Genomic DNA, 21,937 nt, shown 5'->3' with positions numbered 1-21,937 from the left:
TTTTTTTATTTTTTTCTCTCTACCTCCCCCAGCCCCCCCCGCCCCCCCCCCTCCCCCCCCCCCCCCCCCCCCCCCCCCCCCCCCCCCCCCCCCCGGGGGGGGGGGGGGGGGGGCGGCCCCCCCCCCCCCCCCCCCGACCCCGATTACCGCATCAGTCGACCGGCTCGAGACAGATCACGTGCTCGGCGCGCGTACCGTTGCCGTGTTCGACATCGACATCGCCGACATGGCGCACGCGCCAGCCCGACCGCGTCGCGATCTGCGGCAGGTTGCCGGACGGACGGCTCTCGATCCCGCCGAGCCCTTCATCGGGCGTGTCGACCGCTTCGTCGAGCGAGGCGTTCGAATAGATCACGTTGTCCTGCAGTTCCGACGCGCCGGTGCGCGCCTCCATGCCCTTGCCGTCGACATCGACCGTGTTGTCGGTCATCGCCATGTTCGCGTTGTCGAGCGTGACGATCCGGCCGGCGGCCCGGCGCACGGGATCGCCGCTGTCGACCGCATGCGCGGCGACGTCGATCGGCGGCAGGCCGGTCGGCATTTTCCCGGCGATGGCCTCCGGCGTCATCGGACGCCGCGCCACCTGCGCCGCCTGGGTCGCGGCATCCGGCATGTCGCCGGCCGCCGGTGTCTTCACCGGGCTCTTCTCGATCTGTTCGCGCTGCTTTTCCGGGGTAGGGTTCGATTCCGCGTTCTGCATCGCACCTCCTTGCCCGGCCGGCGTACGCCGGCGTCACGCCGTCGCCGCCGGTCCGGAAATCGCTACAACGGTCCTGCAAATCTTTCATGCGCGCGGCCGCGCGCACACGCGCCACCCGGCGCGCGTGCCTGCCCGGCACCGCACACGACAAAAGCGGACGGCACACCCGCACGCAGCAGGCACGCCGCCCGTCCGGTCAAGCGCCCGTCAGCCGCCGCTTGCGCCGCCCGGCGCGGAGGCCGCACCCGGCAGGCTCGCGCCGCCGCCGGCCGCCCCGCTGCTCGGCGTGCCCGACGGCGCGGTGGACGGCGCGGCCGACATGCCGCTCGTCGCACCCGAGTCTGAACTGGAGTCGCTCTTCTTCTGGCAGCCTGCGCCCGCCGCCAGGCCCGCAATCAGGAGGCCGGCGAAGACGGCTCGCGATACGTGACGAAATGAATATCGCTGCATGACACCTCCGCTGATGTCGATGTGGATGGAGCCCGCTGACCCGCAATTTGCGTGCCGCACCCGGCCGTTGCCGGCGGACGGCTTCCATTCATTTTTCAAATGACGCCCAGCCGAATATTTAATTTCCCATCGTCGTGGCCGCCACCCATACTCGCGAACAAATCCGAGACATAACGTCCACGGCGGCCGAGCCGGCGCTGCGTCCCTACGCGGCCGGCTTCGCGCCCCGCACATGGAAGGAGACAACGGCGTGCAACTGGAAGCCACCCACCGCCCGGGCCTCGTGCCCGGCGCGGACGACGCATCGCATCGACCCGGTTCGGCCACGCGCGACCCCGCGCTGAGCCCGCGGCTGCACAATCCCGACCTCGCGCCGACCAAGGCCGAGGGCCGGACCTGGGGCCGCTACAGCATCTTTGCGCTGTGGACCAACGACGTGCACAACATCGCGAACTACTCGTTCGCGATCGGGCTGTTCGCGCTCGGCCTGTCGGGCTGGCAGATGCTCGCATCGCTCGCGATCGGCGCGGTGCTCGTGTACTGCTTCATGAACCTCACCGGCTACATGGGCCAGAAGACCGGCGTGCCGTTCCCGGTGATCAGCCGGATGAGCTTCGGCATCTACGGCGCGCTGCTGCCCGCGATGATCCGCGCGGTGATCGCGATCGCCTGGTTCGGCATCCAGACCTATCTCGCGTCCGTCGTGCTGCGCGTGCTGCTCACGGCGATCTGGCCGGGCCTCGCCGCGTTCGACCAGAATGCGATCTTCGGGCTGTCGACGCTCGGCTGGCTCACGTTCGTCGCGATCTGGCTCGTGCAGATCGGCATCCTCACGTTCGGGATGGAAATGGTCCGCAAGTACGAGGGGCTCGCGGGCCCGGTGATTCTCGTCACGACACTGTCGCTCGCCGCGTGGATGATCAGCCGTACGGGCGGCCATCTCGCGATGTCGATCGGCAAGCCGATGACGGGCCTGAAGATGTGGACGGAAATCTTCGCGGGCGGCTCGCTGTGGCTCGCGATCTACGGCACGCTGGTGCTCAACTTCTGCGATTTCGCCCGTTCGTCGCCAAGCGCGAAGACGGTGCGCGTCGGCAACTTCTGGGGCCTGCCGGTCAACATCCTCGTGTTCGCGACGATCAGCTTCGTGCTCGCCGGCGCGCAGTTCAAGCTGAACGGCCACATCATCCACAGCCCGACGGAAATCATCGCGACGGTGCCGAACAAGCTGTTCCTCGTGCTCGGTTGTCTCGCATTCCTGATCGTGACGGTCGCCGTGAACATCATGGCGAACTTCGTCGCACCGGCGTTCGTGCTGACGAGCCTCGCGCCGCATCGCCTGTCGTTCCGCCGCGCGGGCCTGATCAGCGCGACGATCGCCGTGCTGATCCTGCCGTGGAACCTGTACAACAGCCCGATCGTGATCGTCTACTTCCTGTCCGGACTCGGCGCGCTGCTCGGCCCGCTGTACGGGATCATCACGGTCGACTACTGGCTCGTGCGCAAGCAGCGCGTAAACGTGCCCGACCTCTATACCGAAGCGCCGACCGGCGCGTACTTCTACACGCGCGGCGTGAACCGCAAGGCACTCGCGGCGCTCGTGCCGTCCGCGCTGATCTCGATCACGCTCGCCGTCGTGCCGGCCTTCAGCGCGATGACGCCGTTCTCCTGGCTGCTCGGCGCGGCCATCGCGGGCAGCGTGTACTGGCTGCTGGCCGATCGCAAACGGCAATACGAAGCGCGCTCGGGCGAATCCATCGCGGTCGCCTGCGCGCAACACTGACACACACGCATACGGAGTCGCAATGAGGATCCTGGTAGTCAACGTCAACACGACCGAGTCGATCACCGACGCGATCGCCGCGCAGGCGCAGGCCGCCGCGTCGCCCGGCACGGAGATCGTCGGGCTGACGCCGCGCTTCGGCGCGGAGTCGGTCGAAGGCAACTTCGAGAGCTACCTCGCGGCGATCGCCGTGATGGATCGCGTGTTGAGCTACGACGAACCGTACGACGCGGTGATCCAGGCCGGCTACGGCGAACACGGCCGCGAAGGGCTGCAGGAGCTGCTGACGGTGCCCGTCGTCGACATCACCGAAGCGGCCGCGAGCGTCGCGATGCTGCTCGGCCACCGCTACTCGGTCGTCACGACGCTCGACCGCACGGTGCCGCTGATCGAGGATCGGCTCAAGCTCGCCGGGCTCGACGCGCGCTGCGCGTCGGTACGCGCCAGCGGCCTCGCGGTGCTCGAACTCGAGGAAAACCCGGCCCGCGCGATCGAGTCGATCGTCGGCCAGGCGCAGCGCGCGGTGAAGGACGATCACGCGGAAGTGATCTGCCTCGGCTGCGGCGGGATGGCCGGCCTCGACCGGCAGATCGAGGAATGCACGGGCGTGCCGGTCGTCGACGGCGTGTCGGCCGCGGTCGCGCTCGCCGAGTCGCTGGTGCGCCTGAAGCTGAAGACGTCGAAGGTCCGCACATACGCGCCGCCGCGCCCGAAGCGGATCGTCGGCTGGCCGGGCAGCTTCGCAAAATGACGCGCCGCCGGCCGGCCGTCGCGTCGCGCGCGGTCACGGTGTCGCGGGGAGGCGGATCGGCATGCGGGACCCGCTAGACCCGACTACCCTGCCGCGCCACGCGGCCGACGCCGCGGGCGCGCTCGACGTGCTCGATGCGCGGCTGATGCGCGTCCTGCTCGTGCTGCTGACCGAGCGCACCGTGTCGCGTGCGGCCGTGCGCCTGAACATGTCGCAGCCGGCGACGAGCGCCGCGCTCAAGCGGCTGCGCACGCTGCTCGGCGATCCGCTGCTGGTGCGCAGCCGCTACGGGATGGTGCCGACCGAATTCGGCGCGCGGCTGATCGAGCCGCTGCGCAACGCACTGCGCGTGATCGACTTCATCCGCATCCAGCAGCCGACGTTCGATGCGCGCACGTCGGTGCGCACCTACCGGATCGGCTGCCCCGACTACCTGAACGTGCTGTTCGTGCCGACGCTCGTCGCGCTGTTTCGCGAGCGCGCGCCGAACGCGCAGCTCGTCTTCCATCCGCTCGGCGACGGCTTCGACGACGAGCGCGCGCTGGCGGACGGCGAACTCGACATCGTGATCGACAACCGTCCCGCGCGCCAGTCGCGCTTCCGGCAGGACGACCTGTTCGACGACCGCGTCGTGTGCCTGATGCGCGCGACGCATCCGCTCGCGCGGCGCAGCGCGATGACGGCCGCCGATTTCGTGGCGGCGCCGCAGCTGTGCCCGACGCCGTCGTGGCTCGAGGCGTCCGGCGCGATCGACCGGCAGCTCGAACGCGTGGGCCTGAAGCGGCACATCGTCGTCACGCTGCCGCACTTCGAACTCGCCGCGCACGCGCTCGTGCGCACCGACATGATCCTCACCACCACGTACCGGCTCGCGCGGCACTATGCGAAGCTGCTGCCGCTCGCCGCGATCGCGCTGCCGGCCGAACCGCCGGACATCGTGTACCGGATGACGTGGAACGAATCGGGCGCGTGCGCAGAGGGCGTGCGCTGGCTGCGCGGGGTGATCGCGGAAGCGACGCGAGCGTGGCTCGATGCCGAGGCGATGCTGCCGGCGGTCGCCGCGGTCGCTGCCGGCATGGATGCGGACGCGCCGACGACTGCGCCGGCCGTCGCCGATACGCCTGAATCCACCCGACGCACGCGCCGCAGGCAGGCAACGCATTGCCGCGCATCGCACCCTGCTCGCGTCGCGCACGCGGCACGCATCCACCGTATCGCGACGAAGCCGCATTGACCGGCGCCATGCCGGCGCCGGCCCGTCCGGCCCTTGCCGCGCGAATATGCATTGCACGATTCGATGTTTGTCGGCCGGAAACCGATTCCGTAACCTGCCCGGCAGCCGCGCCGCACGGGCGCGGGTCACCCAGGACATGCCGCCAATGAAGCCTTCTTCCACCGCCGCGCGCCGCCGCGTGCTGCAGCGCCTTGCCGCCCTCGCCGCCGCGCCGCTCGCCGGCGGCACCGCATTCTCCGCCCATGCGGCCGGCGCTGATCTGTCGGGCGTCACGCTCGTGCTCGGCGACCAGGCCGGCGGCCTGCGCGCGCTGGCCGAAGCCGCGCACGTGCTCGACGGTGCGCCCTACCGGTTCCGCTGGGCCAATTTCCAGGGCGCCGCGCCGCTGTTCGAGGCCCAGCGTGCGGGCGCGATCGATCTCGCACCGGCCGGCGACCTGCCCGTGCTGACGGCCGCGCTCGGCGATCCGTCGCTGCGAATCGTCGCGACGCGCGTCGGCTCGCCGGCGTCGCTCGGGATCGTCGTGCAGCCCGATTCGCCGGTACGGACCGTCGCCGACCTGAAAGGGCAAACCGTCGTCGTGTCGTCGGCTCGCGGCAGCATCTCGCAATACCAGCTGTATGGCGCATTGCGCGAACACGGCCTTGCGCCGCGCGACGTCGACGTGCGCTTCGTGCTGCCGGTCGACGCGTTCGCCGCGTTCGAGGCAAAGCGGATTCCCGTCTGGGCGACCTTCGACCCGTACTACGGGCACGCGGTGCGACGCGGCGCGCGGATCGTCCGCGACGGCAGCGGCATCAATTCGGGGCTCGCGTTCCTCACGTCGCCGATCGAGACGCTGAACGACGGCGCGAAACGCGCAGCGCTCGCGGACGTGCTCGCGCGGCTCGCCCGCGCGGGCCAATGGGCGCTGGCGCACCCGGCCGACTATGCGAACGTCTATGCGTCGCTCACGCGCCTGCCGCCCGACGCGGCAGCCGATATCGCGCACCGGGCCGCGCTCGCGCAGCGCAGCCTCAGCGGCGCCGACATCGACGTCCTGCAACGCGTCGCCGACCGTGCAGCCGCGGATGCGATTCTGCCGAAGCGCGTCGACGTCGCGTCGATCGCGGTGCGCAACCTGTCGGCCGCGTAACCGGCTCCGCCGGCGCCCGGCCCGGCTTCGACATGTCGAGATCCGGCACGTCGTCGCCGAACGTCGACGCGACCGGCGCACGGATCGCCGACAACCGCGGGCCGGTATCTTCCCCGGCGCGCCCGTCCGCCATGAAAACCGTCGATACATGCTACGAATCGGCGATTCCTGCCTACAATGAACGCAATACCTGTCGTCCGGTCCGCGGTGGACAAGCAGGCCGGAAGCGAATTCGCGCCGGGCCCGTTCGGCAAACGACAACCGGAACCATACGGTGCAGCGCAGGCCGATCTCTCGGGAGACCGCAGGATGCCCACGTACGCCAGGAAGCCGCTGATATCGCTCGTCGTGCCGTTTCACGATGAAGAAGAAACGATCGACGCGTTCTTTGCCGAAACGCTGCCGGTTCTCGAGTCGGTCGCCGGGGTGCGCTTCGAGATCGTCTGTGTCAACGACGGCAGCCGCGACCGCACGCTCGACCGGCTGCTCGCGGTCTCCGCCGGCGACCCGCGCGTACAGGTCGTGGATCTCACGCGCCGCTTCGGCAAGGAAGCGGCGCTCACCGCGGGCCTCGACGAGGCCGCCGGCGCCGCGGTGATCCTGATCGACGCGGACCTGCAGGACCCGCCCGCGCTGATCCCCGCGATGATCGAACACTGGCGCGGCGGCGCCGAGGTCGTCGCCGCGAAACGCACCGACCGGATGTGCGACCCGTACCTGCAGCGCGCGGCGGCCGCGCTTTACTATCGCGTGCACAATGCGCTGTCCGAAGTGGAGATGCCGGAAAACGTCGGCGATTTCCGCCTGATGGATCGCGAGGTCGTCGATGCGCTGCGCGCGCTGCCCGAGCGGCGACGGTTCATGAAGGGGCTGTTCGCGTGGGTCGGCTTTCGCACCGCGATCGTCGAATACACGCGTGCGCCGCGCAGCGGCGGCCGCTCGAAGTTCTCCGGATGGCGGCGCTGGAACTTCGCGCTCGAGGGCATCACGAGCTTCAGCACCGTGCCGCTGCGCATGTGGACCTACGTCGGCCTCACGTTCGCGATGCTGTCGCTCGCGTACGGCGCCTTCATCGTGGTGCGGACGTTGCTGTATGGCAATCCGGTGCACGGCTACCCGTCGCTGATTTCCGTCGTGCTGTTCGTCGGCGGCGTCCAGCTGATCGGCATCGGCGTGATCGGCGAGTATCTCGGCCGGATCTATCACGAGTCCAAGCAGCGGCCCGTCTATCTCGTGAGGCGGCGCTACCGTGCCGAGCGCGATGGCGCCGCTCAGCCCGCCTCGAAGCTGCTGCAGTTCCCGCTGAAGCGCGCGCACACGGTCCGCCGCCGGACGCCGATGGCGTCGGCCGCCGGCGTCGCCGTCCGCAAAGCGTCGCTCAAGTAGAACCGGGCCGCCGCAATTGGACATTCCCCGCGAATCGATGCGCCCGGCGGAGCGCCCGGTCGTCGCGTGGCTCACGCCACGACGCCTCGTTCTGTACAGCACGCTGATGCTGGTGTTGTACGTGCTGTTCATCGCGATCTGGACGATGGTCGTTCGTCACGCATCCGGCAGCGTTCCGGCGCGCCCCGGCGCCGATTTCTCGGTGTTCTGGTCGGCCTCGTACGTCACGCTGCACGGCTCGCCGGCGCAAGCGTACGATTTCTCCGCCTTCTCTCGGCTGTTGCCCGAACTGTTCCCGCACCTTCGTCGCGACGTGTTCGCCCCGTGGCTGTACCCGCCCACCTACCTGCTGCTCGTGACGCCGCTGGCGCTGCTGCCGTTCGCGCTCGGCTATCCGCTGTTCGTCGCGTTCGGCGTGTTCATGCTCGGCCTCGCCGTGTCGCGCGTATCCGGCCTCTGCACGGCTCCCGGCACATGGCGCACCGGCACACTTGCGCTGGCCGCCGCGCCGTGCGTATTCGTCACCGCGACGCTCGGGCAGAACACGTTCCTGACCGCATCGTGCGCGGCGCTGGCCGTCTATTGGGCCGATCGGCGGCCGCTGTGGGCGGGCCTCTGCATCGCGCTGCTGTCGGTCAAGCCGCAGTTGGCGCTGCTGTTCCCGTTCGTGCTGGTCGCCGCGCGCGCATGGCGCACGATCATGTGGGCCGCGCTCGCGACCGGCGCGTTCGTCGCGCTGAGCGTGCTCGTCTGCGGCATCGATTCGCTGCGCCTGTTCGTCGCCAGCGCCGGCCTCGTCCGCTCGATCGTCCTCGAGCACGGCGTCGTGTTCTGGCTCGTGTCGCCTACCCCGTTCGCAACGTTCCGCCTCGCGGGCGTGCCGCTCGGCGCCGCGTATGCCGCGCATGCGTGCATCGCCGCGATCGCGATCGCCGCCGCCTGCATCGTGTGGACGCAGTCGCGCGATCCGCGCGTGCGCGCGGCCGTGCTGGCGGTCGCGACGCTGGTCGCCAACCCGTACGTGTGGCACTACGAACTCGCGTGGCTCGCGATCGCGATCGCCTGCATGCTCGCGATCGGCTGGCGCGACGGCTGGCTGCGCGGCGAACAGGCTGCGATCGCGCTGCTGTGGGCGCTGCCGATTGCCGAATACCTGAACCCGTGGCTGCAGTTGCCGCAGCTCGGGCCGGCCGTGACGCTCTTCGCGCTGCTGGTGCTGCTGCGCCGCGCGCGGCACGATGCCCGCCACGCTCACAACGCGAGCCGCGGCGGCACATACAGGCCGTAGTACGGCCCGACGCCCGTCGCGACGCCGGTCATCTTGACGCCGGCGACGAAGTGCCCCTGGATGTACTTGTACGTGCCGCCCAGCGACACGTCGATGTGGAACGCCGCGAACGCGACGATCGGCACGTAGGTGCTGCTCGACGTCTGCGTGACGACCGGCAGCACGACCGTCGTGCCGACCGGCACCGACGTATAGAGCGTCGCCTTCACGCCGGTCGCGAGATAGATGCTGTCGCCGATGTTGAGCGTCGTCGGGTTGCCGGTCACCATCAGGTTGCCCATCGTCGTCGTGTCGGTCGCGGTCGACAGGAACGACGTCCACTGGCCGCCCATGCACAGCGCGCCGTAGGTCTGGCCGTTCGTGATCGAGAATTCGTACGGCAGGTTGGTGAGCGGATTGATCAGCGGCTGGTTGGTCAGCGCATTCCAGTACTGGTTGTACACGCACTGGTCGATCGCGACCGGAAAGAGCGCACCCGCCGCGACGCCGCCCGGCGCGGCGAGCACCGCGATCGCGGTCGCGCCGCCGGATGCACCGGGGATGCCGAGCAGCCCGCCCAGCAACAGCGGAATCGAGCCGCCGTTGATGCCCGGCGCGCGCGATACGGTCACCTGCACTGCCGGCACGTCGTAGGGGCCGGGCGTGATCGTGGTCGGCTGCATCGACGCGGGCGTGCGCGTCACGTTCCAGTAGCCGGTCGTCACCGTGCCGGTCGCCAGCGGCGCGCCCGCCGCCGAATTCCGCGCGATCACGCCGTTCGCCGCCGGCGCCGCCTGCGACCAGTTCAGCGCGCCGCCGGTCGGCGACATCATCGCATCGGCCCCGGCAAGCGCGGCCGCGTCCGCGGCGTTCTGCAGCTGGTTGCGCACCGTGGCGATCCACGCAATGTCGATCGCCAGCGCGCCGAACGACAGCAGCGGAATCAGGAACATCAGGAAGAACAGCGCGACGGAGCCGCGCTCGCGCGCCGTGCCATGGGAAGGCTTGCCGGCTGCGTCACTCATAGAGCATCACCGAGCTGGCCGTGATCGTCACCGGGCCGGTCAGCGCGCTGAATGCCGACCCTAGCACCATCCCGGTATACGTGTAGGTCACCGTGACCGTCAGCGCGGTGCCCGCCGTCGTGCCGTTCGCCTGCGTCACGGTCACGGTCGGCGCGGTTGCGGTGCCGCCCGTGATCAGGCTGTTCTGCGTGTAGCTCGACGCGACGTTGGCGATCTGGGTCGTGGTCAGCATCGGCACGCGCAGCACGACGCCCGCACGCGCGGCTTCGCGGCTCGCGTTCGTGATCACGGCCTTGTCGCACAGAAGCAGGCTCGTGTCGATGACGCCGATCAGCACCATCAGCAGGAACGGCAGCATCAATACGAATTCGAGGGATACGACGCCGCGCGCACGGCGGGCGCCCGTCGCCCCGCGTGTCATTTTGCGGCCCCCGCGGCCGGCGCCACGATGCGCGGCTCGAGGGCGGCCCCCTTCAACGGTCGCGACGCGTCGGCGAGCGGGCGCGCCGCGAGCTGCGCGCGCACCGCCTGGTACACGCGCAGATTGTCGGCCACCGCCGACGCGGGCAGATCCGCGGACAGCAGCTTCTTCGCCGAATCGGTGTTGCCGAGCACGCCATACGCGAACGCGAGGTTCTGGCGCGCCTGCCACGGCGCATCGGGCAGCCCGGCCACGTCGAGCAGCACGTTCACGCCCTCGCGCGGCCGGTTGCTCAGCACGAGCGACAGCCCGAGGTCGATGCGCAGCCCCTGCGCATCCGGATGCGCGCGCAGCGCTTCGCGGTACACGGCCTGTGCGTCCTCGTGGCGGCCCTGCAGATCGAGCACCGTGCCGAGCCCTTCCGCCGCGAGCGGAAGGTTCGGCTGTGCGGACAGCAAGTCGCGATAGCGGCCGGCGGCTTCGTCGAGTCGCCGCTGACGCAGCGCGACACGCGCGAGCCCCACCTGCGGCCCGAGTTCGGCGCTCGCCTGCTGCCGTGCCTGCTCGTAGAGCATGCGTGCACGCTCCAGATCGCCGGCGCGGTAGTTGACGTCGGCGAGCCCGAGTTGCGCCGCGAGCGAGTCGGGATGCCGCGCGAGCACCTTCCCGTACAGCGTCGACGCGAGTTCGACGTTCCCGCCGGCCAGCGCGCTGTCGGCAATGCGCAATTCGGCCTGCGGGTCGTCGCTCTTGTGCGACAGCGCCGGCCTCGTCTGGATCCCCGGCGCGCAGCCGCCGGCGAGCAGCGGCAGCACGGCCGCGACGGCGAACGCACGGATGACGGAGCGCTTCATTTGAACACCTCGAGCAGGCGAATGGCCGCCGGGCCCGCCGCGATCAGGCCGACCGTCGGCAGGATGAACAGCATCATCGGCAGCGTGATCTTCGGCGCGAGCTTCGCGGCCTGTTCCTCGAGCGCGACGATCTGCTCGGTGCGCTCGCTGCGCGACAGCGTTCGCAGCGCCTGCGTGATCGGTGTGCCGAACCGCTGCGATTGCGTGAGCGTCGTGGCGAGCGAGCGCGCCGACGCAAAATCGACACGGAGTGCGAAATGCGTGAGCGCTTCCGACACGTTGCCGCTCAGCGTCAGCTCGTCCGCACATACCTTCAGCTCGTCGGCGAGCGGCGGGCAGATGCGCTCGAGTTCGCGTGCGACGCGCCGCACGCCCGATACGAGGCTGTTGCCGGCCATCGTGCAGATCACGAGCAAGTCGAGCGCGTCCGGGAAGCACGCGGCGATGATGCGCCGGCGCCGCCGGATCATCGCGCCGAGCACGTATTCGGGCACGATCACGCCGACCACGAACGCGGCCACCATGGCCAGCGCCCGGATCACGAAATATTCGCCGAAACGCGGAATGTACGGGCTGAAGACGATCGCGACGACCGCAAACGCCACGCCGCAGCTCAGCTTGATGCCGATCATCGACGACACCGTACGCCGCTCGCGAAAACCCGCGCGCGTCAGCTGCAGCGCGAGCTTCGCGCGCTGCATCGGGTCGAGCACCGGCAGCCGCTCGCCGAGCTGCGCGAGCCGTCGCGTCAGATCCTGACGCACCTCGGCCGGCTGCAGGCGCCCCGCGCCCAGCGACGGCGGCCGCTGTCCGGCGGCCTGCTGGACGCGCACGGCGATCCGCCGGCGCGTGCCGCCGCCCGGCGTCGCGAGCGCCACCGCGACGCACGCGGCCAGCAGCAACAGTTCGAGGCCGCGGGCGGCCAGCATCGACATCGTCATCGCGCGGTATCCAGTTTCGAGATCTTGCGAATCGACAGCAGCCCGATCGTCAGCAGCACCGCGGCGATCGTCAGCATCACGCGTCCGGGATGCGTGTCGAACAGCAGCATCACGTAGGCGCGGTTCACGAGGAACAGCGCGCCGATCATCACGAACGGCACCGCCGAAATGATCTTCGTCGTGATTCGCCCCTCGGCGGTCAACGCGCGCGTCTTCAGGCGAATGTCGCGGCGCGTGCGGATGATGCTCGACAACTCGTCGAGCGTCTCGCCGAGGCTGCCGCCCGTCTCGCGCTGCAGCAGCAGGTAGACGGTGAAGAACGAGAAGTCCGCGATCATCAGCCGGTCTGCCGCGAGCGTCAGCACGTCCTTCAGGTCCGCGCCGACGCGCAGGCTGTCGCCCATCGTGCGGAAGGTCGAGCGCACCGGCTCGGCCGCGCTGTCGCCCACCGTGCTGATCGCCTGCGTGACCGGAATGCCCGCGCGCACCGCCCGCACGATCAGGTCGATCGCGTCCGGGAATGCTTCGAGAAAGCGCAGCCTGAACCGTTCGACCAGCGCGCGGTAGCTGGCGCGCATCGCCACCAGCGGCAGCCCGACGTAGATCAGCGGATGGAGCATGCGCGGCACCGCGACGAGCTGCACCACCACGATCGCGGCAATCGCGCCGGCGATCGTGCCGGCGACGACGATCCGCATCCCGCGTTCGCCGCCCACCGCACGCACGCGCGTCACATAATGCTGCAGCCGTGCGCGCGCACGGCTTTGCCGCCGCGGCAGGTTGAACAGCGCGACGCCGGGTACGGCGCTTGCACCGCCTTCCCGGCCCGCCAGCGATGGCGCAAGGTGCCGCATCCGCGCACGAATGCGCTGCTCCGGCGAGTGGCGCGCACGATCGAGCCACGCCGACAGCGCGAGACCGGCTGCAAGGATCACGACGAACGCGCCGAGCGCGAACAGGTCCGCGGCCCTCATGACCGGAATACCTCGGAGAGCGCGTCCTCGACGCCGTAGTACGCGGCGCGCGGCGCGAACGCGGGCCGCAGCGACGACGCCTCGAACACGCCCTTCACCACGTCCCGCGACGTGTCGCCTTCCTGGCGGAACGCGAACAGGTCCTGTGTGATCACCACCTCGCCCTCCATCCCGGCGATCTCGGTGATCCGGGTCACGCGACGCACGCCGTCGCGCATCCGCTCGACCTGCACGAACAGGTGCACGGCGCTTGCGATCTGGCGTCGGATCGACAGCAGCTGCAGGTTCGCGTTCGCCATCATGACCATGCTTTCGAGCCGGCTGATCGCGTCGCGCGGCGAGTTCGCATGGATCGTCGTCATCGAGCCGTCATGGCCCGTATTCATCGCCTGCAGCACGTCGAACGCCTCCGACCCGCGGATTTCGCCGAGGATGATGCGGTCGGGCCGCATCCGCAGCGCGTTGCGCACGAGGTCGCGCTGCGAGATCCCGCCGAGCCCTTCCGTATTCTCCGGCCTCGTCTCGAGGCTGACGACATGCGGCTGAAGCAGTTGCAGCTCGGCCGCATCCTCGATCGTCACGATCCGTTCGTGCTCCTCGATGTGTTGCGACAGCGCGTTGAGCAGCGTCGTCTTGCCCGAACCGGTCCCGCCCGAGATCACGATGTTGAGCCGGCACGCGCACGCGATCTTCAGCACCTGCAGCATCCCGTGCGAAATATTGCCCTGGTGCGCCATCCGCGCGAGCGTAATGTCGCGCTTCGCGAACTTGCGGATCGAGATCGACGCGCCGCGCATCGCGATCGGCGGCAGGACCACGTTCACGCGGCTGCCGTCGGCAAGACGCGCGTCGACCATCGGGCTGCTCTCGTCGACGCGGCGCCCGACCGCCGCCGCGATCCGCTGCGCGACGCTCGTCACGTGCGCGTTGTCGCGAAACTTCAGCGGCGTGAGTTCGAGCCGGCCCGCGCGCTCGACGTACACCTGGTCGGGGCCGTTCACGAGGATGTCGGAGACGGTGTCGTCGGCGAGCAGCGGCTCGATCGGCCCGACGCCGAACATGTCGTTCAGGATCGCGTCGACGATCAGCACCTGCTCGCCCGCCGTGATCTTCAGGCGCTCGCGCTCGACCGTGTGCGCGGCCACCTGTTCGATGCCCGCGCGCACTTCGTCGCGCGTCTTCATCAGCGCCGCCGACATGTTCATCGACGAGAACACCGCGGTGCGAATCGCGTCGAACTTGCCGGAGCGGATGAGTGCCTCGTGGGTATCGGCCAGCGCGGGCATGCGCGCCGGAGCGCTCGCCTGGCTCGCGGTCGGGCTCGGCGCGGGTGCGCCGTCGCGCGGCGCAACAGGTGACCCGTCCGTCTCGCGGTCCGGCGTGTCCTGTTTGCGGGTACCGAACGTCACGATCCTTTCCTCCATTTGACGAAGCGCGCGTACCACGGCTCGGCGACCGCCATCGATTCGCCGGTGATGCCGTTCGCGAGCAGCCGGATCTCGTCCAGAAAGCCTCGGCGCTTCGTGCCTTCGATCGGTTCGCCGAGGTTCTCGGCGACCGCGAGCGTCTGCGGCTCGTGCGGCAGCTCGCGCAGCCTCACGCCGCCGAATGCGTCCTCGAAGTCGGTCTGCGCGACGCGCCCCTTGACCGGCTCGAGCGGGTTGTTCAGCATCATCGACAGCAGCCGCTCGCCGGGCAGCTCCCTGACGAAGCGCGCAAGACGAGCGGCCTCGTACGCGGCGTGCACCGAGCGATCGGCGACGACATAGACGAGGTCGGACGCCGCCAGCGCGTCCTCGAAAAGCTTGCCGGCGCGGTGGCCCACGTCGAACAGCACGTAATGGAAGCGGTCTTTCAGCATGTCGACGAGCAACGCGATCGCATCGTCGCGCAGCGGCACGTCTTCGCCGTACGCGAGTTCGGCCGAAAGCACGTGCAGGCGGTCGCCCTTGGTGACGAACATGCGTTCGAACAACGCGTCGTCGGGACGCTGTTCCATGTTCAGCAATTCGATCAGCCCGTTGTTGCTCGACAGCCCGAACATCGAATTCGCGCCGCCGCCGTGCAGATTGAGGTCGATATACGCCACGCGGCGGCGCTTCTCGCCCGCCAGGCAGCGCGCCAGACTCACCGCGATCGTGGTCGTGCCGACGCCGCCGCGCGCGCCGACGAAGCTGACGACCTTGCCGGTGCGCCCCTGCACGACCGATTCCGTCGCCGTGAGCGCACGCCGGATCAACTCGACGGTCAGCGGCTTCACGATGTAGTCCTGCACGCCGATGCCCAGCAGGTTGCGGAACAGCCCGACGTCGTTCTGCGTGCCGATCGCGATGACCCGCACCGACGGATCGCACACCTCCGCGAGCCGCATCAGGTCCGACACCGGCAGCACCGAATCCGACACGTCGACGATCAGCTGGCGCGGCGAGCGCTCGTGCTGCTGAAGCAGCCGGATCGCATCGTCGCAGCGGCCCGGCTGCACATGAGCGCGCGTGATCGACAGATCCTGCGCGACGCGGCGGATCACATCCTCGCTGCCGGCATCGGACACGACCGCGACGAGATCCGCCGCTCCGGCAGTGGCGGCGTGCTTGGCGTTCTGGCGGTCGAGGACGTTCATGGGCGGCATCGCGATCGCATCGGGAGTGGGTCAATGGCCGGGCGAGCCGGTCGTCGTCAGCGTCTTGCCCGGCGCGGGCTGCTTCACGCGATCCTCTACGTAGCGGCGCACCGCGTCGGCCGCGACTTGCGCATCGGCACCGCCGTACGGCACCGGCGCGACGAGGTCCTCCGGCCGCGCGAGCATCGCCGCGAGATTCGTGTACGTCGCGCAGCCGAACGGCACGCCGGGCCGCCCGAACCCTGCGTCGACGAGATGCGACGGCTGCATCAGCTTCGCGCAATCGGGCGGCACCGCACGGATGCCGTCGAAGCCGATCGCGCGTGCATCAGGCATGTTCAGCGGCGGCGGCGCCGACAGGCAGGCCGCAAGCGCCAGCGGCAACGGTGCGGTGAACAGGGATCGAACTCGCATACGCGCTCCTCCGGTCAGTACACGAAGCCCGCGGCGCCGACGAGACGCGGCGTGTCGCCTGACAGCAGGTCGATCCCGAGATTGCGCTGGATCGCGAACTCGAGATCGCTGCTCGGCCGCGCGACGGTGTCGAGCGCCTGCTCGAGCTGGCCGGGCCCGGTCGGCTGCACGATGTACGGCGTCACGATCACGACGACCTCGGTCTTGTTGTCCTGGAAGTTCTTCGATGAAAACAGCCGGCCGATGATCGGCAGCCGGCCGAGCCCCGGGATCTGCGACACGGTATTGGCCGTCTGGCTCTGCAGCAGCCCGCCGATCGCGAAGCTCTGCCCGCTCGACAGCTCGACCGTCGTCTCGACGCGCCGCACGGAGAGTCCCGGCACCGTGACGCCGCCCGTCGTCACGCTGTTGCTCGAATCGACCTCGCTCACCTCCGGGCGCACCTTCAGGCTGATCCGGTTGTCGGCGAGCACGGTCGGCGTGAAGTCGAGCGACACGCCGAACGGCTTGAACTCGACCGTGATCGCGCCGGTCGTGGTGCCGGCCTGCGCGACCGGAATCGGGATCTCGCCGCCCGCGAGGAAGCTCGCGGTCTGGCCGGACATCGCGGTGAGATTCGGCTCCGCGAGCATCGTGATCAGCCCTTCCTGATCGAGCGCGTCGAGCACGACGTCGATCGACCAGCGCCCCGTATGGAAGCCGCCCAGCACCGAATACGCGCCGGTCGGCGACAGGTTGAACAGCTTGTTCGTCGGATCGATCAGCGTGCGCCCGTTGAACAAGCCGCCGACGAAGTTGCCTGCCGCGCCGAGCGAACTCCAGTTGATGCCGAGCTGCTGCGTGATGTTGCGGCTCACTTCCGTCACGCGCACGCGCAGGTTCACCTGGATCGGACGCGACAGCGTGAGCCGGTTGACGATCTTTTCCTTGTCGTTCACATAAGGCGCGAGCGACTGCATCACGGCGTCCGCGTCGGCCGCGCTCGGCACCTTGCCCGACACCATCAGCGAGCCCGGCGCGCCGGACACCGACAGCTTCAATTGCGGAAAGCGGCTGTCGAGCACCGTCTGCAGCGATGCGGTGTCGACCTGCACGATCACCGTCCGGCGCAGGATCGGCCGATGGTTCGCGCCGAGCGCGATCAACGTGGTGGTGCCGGCCTTCTTGCCGAACACGAACACGGTGCGCGGCGACGGCACCTGGATGTCCGCGATGCCCGGATCCGCGACGAACATCGCGGTGGCCGGCTCGGACAGCGTCAGCATCTCGCCCTTGCCGGTCGCGATCGACAACGCCGCGCCGCCGTCCGCCGCCTGCGCGCGCTGCGCGAGCGCGACGCCCGGCGCGACGAGGCAGGCCAGACACCAGAAAGCGATCCAATGAACGATGCGCACCATGCGTGTTCCCGTCAAATGCCGGCCGCCGTGCGGTCGGCCCCGAATCGTCACCGCGTCACTGCGGCACCGCCGTCCGTGGCGCCTGTGCCGTCGCGTCCGCGGCGGCGTAGCCGCCTGCGGGTGCGGCCGGCACGACCGGCGAGCCCGGCCAACCCGATGGCAGCGGCGGCACGCCCGCCGTGCCGGTACCGCTGCCGCGCGACCCGTCGTCGACCGACGAGCCGCGATAGATCACGACCGTATTGCCCTGCGCTGCCGGCCGCGCGCCGGCGTCCGTTCTCGCGGACGGCGCCCGCTGCGCGCCACGGGCCGCGCGCGACACGTCGCCGGCCCACACCGGCTGCGTATCGGCGTCCTCTTCGTCGCCGCCCGCCGCCTGGCGGCGATCGCTCGTCGCGAAGCTGCGCAGCACCAGCGACAGCGAGCCAAGGCGCGTCGCGACCAGCACGACCTGTGCGGTGCGCGGCGCGACCTCGAGGGTGACCGTGCGCGCGCCGCGCGCCGGCACGTCCGGCGCACTCGCAGGCGTCTTCGCACGCTGGAATTCCGAGCCGACCGCGAGCACGCGCGCGCGCCGCACGACCGTCTCCGCTTCGAACGTGCCGGGCGTCGTCGCCGACCCGCCGATCTCCTGCGTGAGCACCACGTCGACGAAGTCGCCGGGCTGGATCAGCCCCGCGTTGCCGGACACGTCGTCGACCGGCACCGAGATCGCCCGCATGCCGGGCTGCAGCGCGGCCGCGAGAAAATCCGGTGCGCCGGCCGGGATCACGTTCTCCGCGCGGATCGGCGCACCGGCGTCGACCCGGCTGCGCAGCAGCGCGCCTTTCGGGCTCGCGCCCGGTTGCGACTCGATGAACGCGCCGGCCGGCACCTGCGTGCGCGGCATGCGCTTCCACCCGAGATCGTTGTCGCGCAGCAGCAGCCCTTCGGGCAGATCCGCCGCCGCGACGCGCACGCGGACCTCGGCCGCTTCGGCGGGCGCCGACGGCGTCGACGCGGCGACGAACAGCTGGCGCAGGATGAACGCACCGATCGCGGCAGCGACGACCAGGACGGCCATTCTCAGGGGCTTGGGCATGGCGGCGTGCGTCCCCCGGGCTAGGTAAGCGAAACCGCGTGAGGAAACGGCGCCCAGACGGCCAGCGTGCCGCCGAGCGCGAGCGCGACGCCGTACGGCACGCCGCGCGTCGCGATCGTACGCGCGGGTGCGGGTGCGGGTGCGGGTGCGGGTGCGGGTGCGGGTGCGGGTGCGGTGCGACGCCGCCATGCACCGGCCGCGAGCGCGGCGAGGCCGCACGCGGTGCCGCTCGCACCGACGATCGTCAGCACCGGGAACGCGAGCGCCGGGCCGGCCCACAGGAACACCGCCGCCGCCAGCTTCACGTCGCCGCCGCCGAGCCAGCCCGCGTGACGCAGGCCGGCGAACAACAGCAGCATCGCCGCGGCGGTCGCCGCGTGGCCGGCGAGTTGCGCGAGCCCTTCGCGCGCGAGTGCCGCCGCGACGAAATACAGCATCGCGAACGCCAGCACGGCACGATTGGACAGGCGTCGCGCGCGCACATCCTGCATCGCGAGCAACACCAGCACGAGCGTCGCCGCCGACTGTACGAGATAGAGCATCGGAGAGCCGTCCGTCGGCGCGCCCCGGCTGGATACGTCGTACCGCTGCGGATCCGTGTGTTCGTCGGCGGCGCGCGGGTTCAGGAGATCAGATCAACGCCGTGACCTTGTTGATCAGCGACGTGAACACGGCCGGCAAGCCGCCGGACGTGCTGCTGAGAATCACCCCGACCGCCGCCAGCGCGACGACGACGATGCCGGCGAGAACCGCGTATTCGAGCGAACTGACGCCGCGTTCATCGCGCAGCAAGGTCTTGACGTATTGCAGCATGACAACCTCCGAGTGACGGGGTCGGTGATCGACCGTTGAATGTAAAGACGCGGCGTTGCTTCGGTGGCGCGCACGACGTTCGCCCATTCATGACTCATGCGTCAGCCCCGGCATCGGGCCGTACGCATTCCCCCTGAATCCATTCGATCACTGCAATGCGCGGTGGACAGCGATGGCATCTGCCGCTGCTTCCGCGCGTCTGTTGCGTAGCCGCATTGACACGATGCGGATCACGCCAATTCGTCTAGGGTATATACAATTTTTTGGGCGAATTCAAATTATTTAGCGTCGGATTGCATTTATGGGCGAAGCCCTTCAACGATGAAATACGCGCACGTCATCTACCGCTTTTCAAGCGCGATGCAAAAGGGCTGCGCCCGCACAGTAAGAATGTCAATACCGGCATGCACCGTTTCCTCCGCCGTGCGTTTCGACGGTTTTTTATTCAGTTTTCCGATATGCCGCGAATTTTCCTGTCCGGATTTGAAACGAACATGCGTGCGCGTCGGTCGGCATTTATTTTTGCGCCGGCCGGCATGGTCCGGAAAATATTGCACGCCCGATCGGCATGCGGGATCCGCACGCGCGTGTGTCGCCATTTCCAATCGGTGACACACGTGATTTGCCAACCCGAAACGCGGCGATAAGCATAGTTCAAATCGTTGCTTGTCCCGCGCCGAATGCGTCCTCCAGAATGGCTCCGGCACCCTCCGGCACGACTTCCACTCCTCGCCATCCGACGCTCCATGATCGACCGATTCCCGTCTCCACTGCGCCTGCTGCGATCGCTGCTGATCGCGTCCATTCTTGCGTTGCCGGCCGCCGCCGCGCACGCCGACAAGCCCGCGGTCATCCGCATCGGCGTCGCCCAGCAAGGCACCGGCGATCCGCCGACCTTCGGCGGCTCGAGCGCCGCCACCGTGCAACTGCAGCAACTGGTCGAAAAGGAATTCGCGGCCGACGGCATCAAGGTGCAGTGGCTGTTCTTCAAGGGCGCGGGCCCGGCCGTCAACGAGGCGATCGCCAACAAGGCGCTCGACTTCGCGTACCAGGGCGACCTGCCGGCCGTGCTCGCCCGCTCGAACGGGATCAAGACGCGCCTGCTGCTCGCCGCGAGCGTGCGTTCGGGCATCAAGATCGCGGTGCCGCCCGACTCGACGATCCGTTCGATCAAGGACCTGAAGGAGCGCCGCGTGTCGATCTTCCGCGGCACCAACCTGCAACTCGTCGCCGACAACGCGCTCGCGAGGAACGGCCTCAGCGAGCGTGACCTGCACGTGATCAACCTCGACGCTGCCAGTTCGCTCGCCGCGCTCGCGTCGAAAGGCATCGACGCGTCGGTGGGCGATTACGCGCTCTACAAGCTGCGCGACGCCGGCCTGGCGAAGATCATCTACGAATCGCAGAACGACGGCCCGCAGTTGACGCGGCAGACCCACCTGCTCGTGCTCGACGATTTCGAGCGCGCGCACCCGGACATCGTGCAGCGCGTCGTCACCGCGTACGTGAAAGGCGCGCAATGGTCGTCCGACGAGGCGAACCGCGACGCGCTGTTCAAGCTGTGGACGAAGAGCGGCGTGCCGTACTCGTCGTGGCAGGCCGACTTCGCGAACCAGCGCCTGAAGGACCGGCTGTCCCCGCTGATCGATCCGTTCGTCGTCGCGCGCTACAAGGCCGTCGCGCAGGATGCGCTGAACCTGAAGCTGATCCGGCAGCCGGTCGACGTCGACGGCTGGTTCGAGCCGAAGTATCTCGACAACGCGCTGCGCACGCTGAAGCTCGAGAACTACTGGCCGCGTTACGACGCGGCCGGCAAACCGCTTTCCTGACCCGGACCTGCGCCGATGAGCGACACCGCGTTTTCGATTCCGTCGCCCGAGCATCATGCGCTCGCCGCGCCGCCGCGTCGCGCGGCGGTCGTGAAACGGCTCGCATGGCAGCTCGCACCCTGGCTGCTCCCGGCGCTGCTGTTCGCGCTGTGGACCGTCGGCAGCGCGCGCGGCTGGATCGCGCCGCAGATCCTCCCGCCGCCCGAACGCGTGTATGAATCGCTCGCGGACCTCGCGACGAGCGGCGATCTCGCGCGCCACACGCTGATCAGCCTGCAACGCGTCCTGGTCGGCTTTGCGGCCGGCACGCTGCTCGGCGTGTCAATCGGCGTCGCACTCGGCCTGTCGCGCACGCTGGAGGCCTACGTGCTGCCGAGCTTCAACGCGCTCGTGCAGATTCCGGTGCTCGGCTGGCTGCCGTTCCTGCTGCTGCTCGTGGGCGTCGGCGAACCGCTGAAATACCTGCTGATCGCGCATGCGGCGCTCGTCCCCGTCACGCTGAGCACGTTGCAGGGATTCCGCCAGACACCGCCCGCACTCGACGAAGTCGCACGCGTGTTCGGCTACACGCGCCGGCAACGCATCGTCCATGTCGTGCTGCCGGCCGCGATCCCGACGCTCGCGACCGGCGTGCGGCTCGCGTTCACGAAATCGTGGCTCGCGCTCGTCGTGGTCGAACTCGTCGCATCGTCCGAAGGGCTCGGCTACCTGATCGTGTACGGGCGGCAACTGTTCCAGCTCGATCTCGTGATGGCGTCCGTGGTCGTGGTCGGCGCGGTCGGCCTGCTGATCAACCGGCTGCTCGACGCGCTCGAGGCGCGCCTGCGCCGCGGCGTGCCGTCCGCGTTCCGCGGCTGATCCG

At 69.4% G+C, this 21,937-nt stretch carries 22 protein-coding genes; 8 read left to right on the top strand and 14 right to left on the bottom strand.

What is annotated here, in order from left to right; genetic code table 11:
* Window positions 1–151: 151 nt before the first annotated feature.
* Together DIE03_RS11110 and DIE03_RS38230 are read right to left on the bottom strand one after the other, a co-directional pair.
* A complete protein-coding gene (locus DIE03_RS11110) occupies window positions 152–700 on the bottom strand; it encodes a DUF3005 domain-containing protein (RefSeq protein ID WP_124450171.1) in 549 nt (182 codons plus the stop codon).
* A 207-nt stretch (window positions 701–907) separates the two neighbouring features.
* Window positions 908–1,150 (bottom strand): hypothetical protein, encoded by a 243-nt coding sequence (locus DIE03_RS38230; protein ID WP_185658140.1) that lies wholly within the window; start codon window positions 1,148–1,150, stop codon window positions 908–910.
* A gap of 232 nt (window positions 1,151–1,382) precedes the next feature.
* Here DIE03_RS38230 and DIE03_RS11095 point away from each other — a divergent pair, with 232 nt between their 5' ends.
* From DIE03_RS11095 to DIE03_RS11065, 6 genes are all read left to right on the top strand, one after another.
* Window positions 1,383–2,933, top strand: a complete 1,551-nt coding sequence (locus DIE03_RS11095; RefSeq protein WP_124450169.1) for an NCS1 family nucleobase:cation symporter-1 — start codon at window positions 1,383–1,385, stop codon at window positions 2,931–2,933.
* Between the two features lie 22 nt (window positions 2,934–2,955).
* Window positions 2,956–3,684, top strand: a complete 729-nt coding sequence (locus tag DIE03_RS11090; RefSeq protein ID WP_124450167.1) for an aspartate/glutamate racemase family protein — start codon at window positions 2,956–2,958, stop codon at window positions 3,682–3,684.
* Between the two features lie 61 nt (window positions 3,685–3,745).
* The gene (locus tag DIE03_RS11085) at window positions 3,746–4,918 is read left to right on the top strand and encodes a LysR family transcriptional regulator (protein WP_124450165.1); all 1,173 of its coding nucleotides are present in this window, start codon (window positions 3,746–3,748) and stop codon (window positions 4,916–4,918) included.
* 145 nt (window positions 4,919–5,063) lie between these two features.
* Window positions 5,064–6,053 carry an ABC transporter substrate-binding protein gene (locus DIE03_RS11080; protein ID WP_124450163.1) on the top strand — a complete coding sequence of 330 codons (990 nt, stop codon included), beginning with the start codon at window positions 5,064–5,066 and terminating at the stop codon, window positions 6,051–6,053.
* Between the two features lie 309 nt (window positions 6,054–6,362).
* Window positions 6,363–7,439 (top strand): glycosyltransferase family 2 protein, encoded by a 1,077-nt coding sequence (locus DIE03_RS11070; RefSeq protein ID WP_124450160.1) that lies wholly within the window; start codon window positions 6,363–6,365, stop codon window positions 7,437–7,439.
* Between the two features lie 16 nt (window positions 7,440–7,455).
* Complete coding sequence (locus DIE03_RS11065; RefSeq protein WP_260434857.1) at window positions 7,456–8,727, top strand: glycosyltransferase family 87 protein; 1,272 nt, start codon at window positions 7,456–7,458, stop codon at window positions 8,725–8,727.
* On the opposite strand, the gene DIE03_RS11060 is transcribed toward DIE03_RS11065, so the two are convergent.
* From DIE03_RS11060 to DIE03_RS11005, 12 genes are all read right to left on the bottom strand, one after another.
* Entirely contained in the window at window positions 8,691–9,731 is a 1,041-nt protein-coding gene (locus DIE03_RS11060; protein ID WP_124450157.1) for a TadG family pilus assembly protein, read from the bottom strand. The genes DIE03_RS11065 and DIE03_RS11060 overlap by 37 nt on opposite strands.
* Window positions 9,724–10,152: a TadE/TadG family type IV pilus assembly protein gene (locus tag DIE03_RS11055; RefSeq protein ID WP_124450155.1), complete on the bottom strand. Its 429-nt coding sequence runs from the start codon at window positions 10,150–10,152 to the stop codon at window positions 9,724–9,726. Before DIE03_RS11055 ends, DIE03_RS11060 begins: the two co-directional genes overlap by 8 nt.
* Complete coding sequence (locus tag DIE03_RS11050; RefSeq protein WP_124450153.1) at window positions 10,149–11,006, bottom strand: lipopolysaccharide assembly protein LapB; 858 nt, start codon at window positions 11,004–11,006, stop codon at window positions 10,149–10,151. Before DIE03_RS11050 ends, DIE03_RS11055 begins: the two co-directional genes overlap by 4 nt.
* On the bottom strand, window positions 11,003–11,947 hold the full coding sequence (locus DIE03_RS11045) for a type II secretion system F family protein (protein WP_124450151.1): 945 nt from the start codon (window positions 11,945–11,947) through the stop codon (window positions 11,003–11,005). Before DIE03_RS11045 ends, DIE03_RS11050 begins: the two co-directional genes overlap by 4 nt.
* The gene (locus DIE03_RS11040) at window positions 11,944–12,921 is read right to left on the bottom strand and encodes a type II secretion system F family protein (protein ID WP_124450149.1); all 978 of its coding nucleotides are present in this window, start codon (window positions 12,919–12,921) and stop codon (window positions 11,944–11,946) included. The genes DIE03_RS11045 and DIE03_RS11040 overlap by 4 nt, the downstream gene beginning before the upstream one ends.
* Window positions 12,918–14,330: a CpaF family protein gene (locus DIE03_RS11035; RefSeq protein WP_124450147.1), complete on the bottom strand. Its 1,413-nt coding sequence runs from the start codon at window positions 14,328–14,330 to the stop codon at window positions 12,918–12,920. Before DIE03_RS11035 ends, DIE03_RS11040 begins: the two co-directional genes overlap by 4 nt.
* Entirely contained in the window at window positions 14,327–15,550 is a 1,224-nt protein-coding gene (locus tag DIE03_RS11030; RefSeq protein ID WP_124450145.1) for an AAA family ATPase, read from the bottom strand. Before DIE03_RS11030 ends, DIE03_RS11035 begins: the two co-directional genes overlap by 4 nt.
* A gap of 21 nt (window positions 15,551–15,571) precedes the next feature.
* Entirely contained in the window at window positions 15,572–15,955 is a 384-nt protein-coding gene (locus DIE03_RS11025) for a CpaD family pilus assembly lipoprotein (RefSeq protein ID WP_124450143.1), read from the bottom strand.
* 14 nt (window positions 15,956–15,969) lie between these two features.
* Window positions 15,970–17,352 carry a type II and III secretion system protein family protein gene (locus DIE03_RS11020; RefSeq protein WP_124450141.1) on the bottom strand — a complete coding sequence of 461 codons (1,383 nt, stop codon included), beginning with the start codon at window positions 17,350–17,352 and terminating at the stop codon, window positions 15,970–15,972.
* Between the two features lie 55 nt (window positions 17,353–17,407).
* Window positions 17,408–18,433 (bottom strand): Flp pilus assembly protein CpaB, encoded by a 1,026-nt coding sequence (gene cpaB, locus DIE03_RS11015; protein WP_124450139.1) that lies wholly within the window; start codon window positions 18,431–18,433, stop codon window positions 17,408–17,410.
* Between the two features lie 20 nt (window positions 18,434–18,453).
* Window positions 18,454–18,975, bottom strand: a complete 522-nt coding sequence (locus tag DIE03_RS11010) for a prepilin peptidase (protein WP_124450137.1) — start codon at window positions 18,973–18,975, stop codon at window positions 18,454–18,456.
* 88 nt (window positions 18,976–19,063) lie between these two features.
* Window positions 19,064–19,246, bottom strand: coding sequence for a Flp family type IVb pilin (locus DIE03_RS11005; protein ID WP_124450135.1), 183 nt, complete (start codon window positions 19,244–19,246; stop codon window positions 19,064–19,066).
* A 746-nt stretch (window positions 19,247–19,992) separates the two neighbouring features.
* Between DIE03_RS11005 and DIE03_RS11000 the strand changes: the two genes are divergently transcribed.
* Window positions 19,993–21,075 (top strand): ABC transporter substrate-binding protein, encoded by a 1,083-nt coding sequence (locus DIE03_RS11000; protein WP_124450132.1) that lies wholly within the window; start codon window positions 19,993–19,995, stop codon window positions 21,073–21,075.
* Between the two features lie 15 nt (window positions 21,076–21,090).
* Window positions 21,091–21,933, top strand: a complete 843-nt coding sequence (locus tag DIE03_RS10995) for an ABC transporter permease (protein ID WP_124450130.1) — start codon at window positions 21,091–21,093, stop codon at window positions 21,931–21,933.
* Window positions 21,934–21,937 lie beyond the last annotated feature (4 nt).

The organism is Burkholderia sp. Bp8992 (genome assembly GCF_003853705.1).
In the GTDB taxonomy this organism is placed as follows: Bacteria; Pseudomonadota; Gammaproteobacteria; order Burkholderiales; family Burkholderiaceae; genus Burkholderia.
This window is presented reverse-complemented; position numbering and strand designations above follow the sequence as displayed.